Annotated in this window: 2 protein-coding genes; both read left to right on the top strand. The window is 79.3% G+C overall.

Annotated elements, in window-relative coordinates:
• Window positions 1-4,708 (top strand): non-ribosomal peptide synthetase (locus DT057_RS33575; protein ID WP_128566348.1); only part of this gene is annotated, 4,708 nt, incomplete at its 5' end.
• Between the two features lie 3 nt (window positions 4,709-4,711).
• Window positions 4,712-6,254 (top strand): condensation domain-containing protein (locus DT057_RS33570; protein ID WP_244937428.1); only part of this gene is annotated, 1,543 nt, incomplete at its 3' end.

Here is a 6,254-nt window from a genome sequence, read left to right as displayed (position 1 = left end):
CAGCTTCTTCGAGGCCGGAGGCGATTCGATCACCGCCCTGCTCCTCGTCGCGCGCCTGCGCGACGCCGGCCTCGCGGTCTCGCCGCGGGAGGTGTTCGAGCACCAGACCGTGGCGGCCCTGGCCCGGGCGGCCCGGCCGAGCGGGACGGCGGTCCCGGCGGTCCCGGCGGGGCCGGCGCCGCTGACGCCGGTCCAGCACTGGTTCCTCGACCAGGCGATGCCGCGGCCCGGACACTGGAACCAGTCCGTGCGCCTCGACCTCGCGGCCCCTGTCGACCCGGGCCGGCTCGACCGGGCCCTCGGCCGCCTCGTGCGGCACCACGAGGCCCTGCGCCTGCGCGTCTCCACCGAGGGCGCCCGCCGGCAGGAGCCGGTGCCCGCGGCCGCGCTGCCGCCGCTCCTCGTCACGGCCGGGCCCGCCGCGGCGGAGGCCGCCTTCGCGGCGGCCGAGCGCGGCCTCGACCCCGCCTCCGGCCGCGTCCTCGCCGCGGTGCTGGTGACGGGCGACCCCGGCCGGCTCCTCCTCACCGCCCACCACCTCGCGGTCGACGCCGTGTCCTGGCGCATCCTGCTCGAGGACCTCGCCGCGCTCCTCGCCGACGAGGCGGCGGCGCTCCCCGCCGCGACCCCGTTCCGCGCCTTCGCGCGGGCGCTCGCGGCCCGCGCCGTGGACCCCGCCCTGCGCGAGGAGGCGGCGTTCTGGATCGAATCCGCCGGCGGACCGATCCCGGCGCTACCCTACGACGATGCCGCGGCAGGCCGCCGGCGGGGCGATGCCGGCCGCGCGATCCTGCGCCTGAGCGCCGAGGCGACGGCGGCGCTCGGGCGCGCGGCGGCCTCGGGCCGGATGGGCCTCGATGCCGTCCTGCTCGCCGGGCTGGTGCGGGCCGTGGGCGGCTGGTCCGGCGCCCAGGAGGTTCCCGTCACCCTGGAGCGCCACGGCCGGGACGACGGCCTCGGCCTCGACCTCCACCGGGCGGTCGGCTGGTTCACCGCCACGCTTCCGGTCCGCCTGCCGGTGGCGGACGATCCGGTGGCGCAGGGCCGGGCGGTGAAGCGCGCGCTCGCGGCGCTGCCCGGCCGCGGCCTCGGCTACGGCCTCCTGCGCCACCTGGCCCGCCACCCGGGCGTGGCGGCGCTCCCTGAGCCGGCCATCGCCTTCAACCACCTCGGCCGCATCGACGCCCGGCCCGGGGCCGGGCCGTTCACCCTGGCGCCCGACGGGATGAGCCTCTCGGCCGACGCCGACGCGCCGCTCGGCGCCGACCTCATCGTCGACAGCGCGGTGGAGGACGGCGCGCTCGTCCTGCGCCTGACCTACGCGGGCCGGCGCTTCCGCCCCGCCACCATCGCCGACCTCACCGGGCGCCTCGCCGACGCCCTCGGGGCGGCGGCCGCCGCGGCGGACGCCCCGGGCCTCGCCGCGCCCGTCCCCGGCGACTTTCCCCTCGCGGGCCTGACGCAGGCGGCGCTCGACCGCCTCTCCCTGCCCTGGGAGCGGGTCGAGGACCTCTATCCCCTCACCCCCGCGCAGGCCGGCATCCTGTTCCACGCCCTCGCGGCGCCGGGAGCCGGGCTCTACGTCAACCAGCTCCGCGCCGACCTCGCGGGGCTCGATCCGGCGCGCTTCGCGGCGGCCTGGCGCGCCGCGCTCGCGCGCCACCCCGCCCTGCGGACCGCCTTCGCGTGGGGCGAGCCCCTGGAGCGGCCCCTGCAGGCGGTCCACGCCGGGGCCGCGCTGCCGGTGCGGCTCCTCGAGGGCCGGGAGCACGATCCGGCCGCGTGCGACGCGCTCGCGGCCGAGGAGCGGGAGCGGGGCTTCGACCTCGGGGAGCCGCCGCTGATGCGCCTCGCCCTCCTGCGGCAGCGGGACGGCCACCACCTAATCTGGACCTGCCACCACCTGCTCCTCGACGGCTGGAGCAGCGCCCGCCTGCTCGCCGAGATCCTGCGGACCTACGCCGGCGAGACGGTCGAGGCGCCCGCCCGGCGCTTCCGCGAGCACGTCGCCGGGCTGGCGGCCCGGGACGGGGCGGCCGACGCGGAGTTCTGGCGCCGGGAGACCGCGCCCCTCGACGGGCCCACCCTGGCCGCGGGCGCCTTCGCGGGCGAGCCCGGCGCCCGCGGGCACGCCGTCGCGGAGACGCCCCTCGGCGCGGCGCGCGTCGCCCGCCTGACGCAGGCGGCCCGGCGCGAGCGGGTGACGCTCGGCACCCTGGTCCAGGCCGCCTGGGCGCTCACCCTCGGGCAGCTCACCGGCCGGGCCACCACGGCCTTCGGCATCACGGTCTCAGGCCGGCCGGCCGAGGATGCCGGCCTGCACGCGGTGCTCGGGCCCTTCATCAACACGGTGCCGCGGGTCGTCACCGCGCCCGCCGGCGTCGTCGCGGGGGACTGGCTGCGCGCGCTCCAGGCCCGGGGCGCCGCCATGGCCGAGCACGCCGGGGCGCCCCTCGCGGCGATCCAGGCCTGGGCCGGCCGGCCCGGGTCCGCGCTCTTCGACACGCTGCTCGTGGTCGAGAACTACCCCCTCGACGCGGTGCTGCACGCCCGCGGGGCCGGCGGGCTCTCGGTCGGGCCGGTGCGGACGCACGAGGTCACCGACCTGCCGCTGACGCTCTCGCTGATGCTCGAGGGCACCCCGCGCCTCGCCTGGTCCAGCGCCCGCGCGGCCTTCCGGCCCGAGGAGGTCGCCTCCCTGCGCGACCGCTTCCTGCACGTCCTCGACGCGCTCGCGGCCGGCACCGCCGCGCCCCTCGAGGCCCTGGAACTGGCGCCGCCGGCGGACGTGGCGGCCGCGCGGGCGCGGGCTGCCGCCCGGCAGGACGCCGCCGCGCGCCCGGTCGTCGCCCGCATCCTCGGCCATGCCGCCCGGCGGCCGGACGCCGTCGCGCTGAGCGACCGCGGCCGCAGCCTCGCCTACCGCGACCTCGACCGGCTCTCGGCCCGCGTCGCCCGGCACCTCGCGGCCCGCGGCGTGCGGCCGGGCGACCGGGTCGGCCTCTGCGCCGGGCGCTCGGCCGAGCTGGTCGTCGCCCTCCTCGGCATCCTGCGCAGCGGCGCCGCCTACCTGCCCCTCGACCCCACCTACCCGGCCGAGCGCCTGGCCCACATGCTGGCGGATTCCGGCGCCGCGCTGGTGCTGGCGGGCCCGGAGGGCCGCGCGCCGCTGGCGGGCTGCGCCGCCCTGGTCCTCCCCCTCGCCGAGGCGCTCGGTCCGGGACCGGACGCGCCGGGGCCGGACGCGGCCCTGCCGGCCGCCGGCCCGGACCTGCCGGCCGCCGGCCCGGACCTGCCGGCCGCCGGCCCGGACCTGCCGGCCTACGTGATCTACACCTCGGGCTCGACCGGGGCGCCCAAGGGCGCGGTGATCGACCACCGCGCCCTCGCGCGGCTCCTCACGGCGACGGAGCCGGACTTCCGCTTCGGCCCGGACGACGTCTGGACGCTGTTCCACGCCTACGGCTTCGACTTCTCCGTCTGGGAGATGTTCGGGGCGCTCTGCCACGGCGGCCGGCTCGTGGTCGTGCCGCAGGAGACCGCGCGCGACCCCGACGCCTTCCTCGACCTCCTGGTGCGCGAGCGGGTGACGGTGCTCAACCAGACGCCCTCCGCCTTCCGGCCGCTCGCGGAGGCGGTCCTCGCCCGGGCGGCCGCGCCGGACCTGGCGCTGCGCACCGTGATCTTCGGCGGCGAGGCCCTCGACCTCGACGCCCTGCGGCCCTGGCTCGCGCGCTTCGGCGACGCGCGCCCCCGCCTCGTCAACATGTACGGCATCACCGAGACGACCGTGCACGTCACGCTGCGGCCGGTCGCGGCCCCGGACCTCGAGGCCGCCGCCCGGAGCCCGATCGGCGAGGCGATCCCCGACCTCGTGCTCCACCTCGTCGACGACGCCCTCGACCCGGTGCCGGACGGCGTGCCGGGCGAGATCGTGGTCGGGGGGCCGGGCCTCGCGCAGGGCTACCTGAACCGGCCGGGGCTCACCGCGGCGCGCTTCGTGCCCGATCCCTTCGGGCCCCCCGGCGCGCGGCTCTACCGCAGCGGCGACCTCGCGCTGCGCCGCCCGGACGGCAGCCTCGACTATCTCGGGCGCCGCGACGGGCAGGTGAAGCTCCGGGGCTACCGCATCGAGACCGGCGAGGTCGCCGCCGCCCTGCGGGCCGAGCCGGGCGTGCGCGACGCCGCAATCACCTTGCGCGAGGCCCCGGACGGCCCGCAGCTCGTCGCCTACGCGGTCGGGGCGGACCTCGACGCGGACGGCCTGCGGGCGGCCCTCGCCCGCCGCCTGCCCGACCACATGGTCCCGGCCCGCATCGTCCCGCTCCCGCGCCTGCCCCTGACCCCGAACGGGAAGCTGGACCTGCGGGCGCTGCCGGCGCCGTCAGGCGAGGCGCCTGCGGGCGAGGCGCCTGCGGGCGCCACCGAGGCCGCGCTCGCGGCGATCTGGCGCGACCTCCTCGGCCTGCCGGGCGACCCCGTCCGCGACGCCGACTTCTTCGCCCTCGGGGGCCATTCCCTCACCGCCACGCAGGTGGCCGTGCGGGTCCGCCGCGCGCTCGGCGTCGAGGTGCCGATCCGGACCCTGTTCGAGGCCCGGACCCTGCGGGCGCTGGCCCGGGAGGTCGACGCGCGGGCGGCCGCGGCCCCGGCGGGCGACGCCGCCCTCTCGGCCATCGACGCGATCCTGGTGGAACTGGAGGGCTGAGGCGTGGACACCGAGCGGCACCGTCTCGCCCAGCGCATCGCCCGGCTGCCGGACGACAGGCGCCGCCTGCTCCTCGACGCCCTGGCGCAGAAGGGCATCGACTTCCGCGACCTGCCGATCGTCCCGGCCGAGGCGGGCGGGCGCCGGCCGCTCTCCTTCGCGCAGGACCGGCTCTGGCTGATCGGCCAGCTCGGCGAGGACGCGGCCCTCCTCCACATCGTCGGCGGCTACCGGCTGTCGGGCCCCCTCGACCGCCCCGCCCTGGCGCGGGCGCTCGCGGCCCTGTCGCTCCGGCACGAGGCCCTGCGCACCGGGTTCGGCGACGACCGGGACGGCGTGCGGGCCCGCATCGACCCGGCGGCGCGCGTCGTCCTCGACGAGGCCGACCTCGGCGCCCTCCCGGAGGCCGAGGCCGAGGCGGCGCTCGCCGCCCTGTCGGCCGAGGAGGCGCGCCGGCCGTTCGACCTCGCGCGCGCGCCCCTGATGCGCGCCACGCTGGTGCGACTCGGGGGGGAGCGCCACGTCCTGCTCCTGACCCTGCACCACCTCGTGGCCGACGGGCGCTCGGTGGAGATCCTGGCCCACGAGCTCGCCGCCCTCTACGGGGGCGCCGGCGACCTGCCGCCGCTCCCCGTCCAGTACACCGACTACGCGCTCTGGCAGCGCGACAGCCTCGCCGGCGGCGCCCTCGACCCCCAGCTCGCCTGGTGGCGCGACCGGCTCGGCACCGGCGACCCGCTGCTGGCTCTGCCCCTCGACCGGCCCCGCCCCGCCGTCCAGAGCTTCCGCGGCGCGGCGCGGGGCCTGGCGCTCGACCCCGCCGCCGTCGCGTCCCTGCGGACGCTCGCGGCGGCGGCGGGCATCACCCCCGCGACGGTGCTGCTCGCGGGCTTCGCGGTCCTGCTGCACCGCCTCACCGGCACGCACGACCTGCGCGTCGGCGTGCCGGCCGCCGGCCGCACCCGGCCCGAGACCGAGGGGGTGGTGGGCCTGTTCGTCAACACGCTGGTGATCCGCATCCCGGTCGCGGGCGCGCAGGGATTCTCCGGCCTCCTGGCGTCGGTGCGGGACGCGATGCTGGACGCGCAGGCCCGCCAGGACCTGCCCTTCGACCGCCTCGTGGAGGCCCTGCGGCCGGAGCGCGGCGTGAGCCACGCCCCCCTGGTGCAGGTGGTGCACAGCCACCGCGCGCCCGCGCCCGGGCCGGCGGGCTGGCCCGGCCTCGCGGCGGAGGCCTTCGGCCGCGAGACCGGCGCGGTCCAGTTCGACCTCGTACTCGAGACGGCCGAGGAGCCCGACGGGCGCATCGCCTGCACCTTCGGGTACGCCCGCGACCTGTTCCAGGACGCCACGGTCGCGCGCTTCGCGTCCGCCTACCGGTCTCTTCTGGAGCAGGCCCTGGCCGCGCCCGAGCGCCGCCTCGACACCCTGCGCCTCGTCCCCGAGGACGAGCTCTGCCGCCTCGCCGCCCCCCACGCCCTTCCCCCGGACACCCTCACCCCCGACGCCCTCCCCCCCGACGCCCTCCTGCCCGACCTCATCGCCC

It is taken from the genome of Methylobacterium crusticola, from assembly GCF_003574465.1.
Lineage (GTDB): Bacteria > Pseudomonadota > Alphaproteobacteria > Rhizobiales > Beijerinckiaceae > Methylobacterium > Methylobacterium crusticola.
The sequence above is the reverse complement of the archived record's forward strand: the minus strand, read 5'-3'. Positions and strand labels throughout refer to the sequence as shown.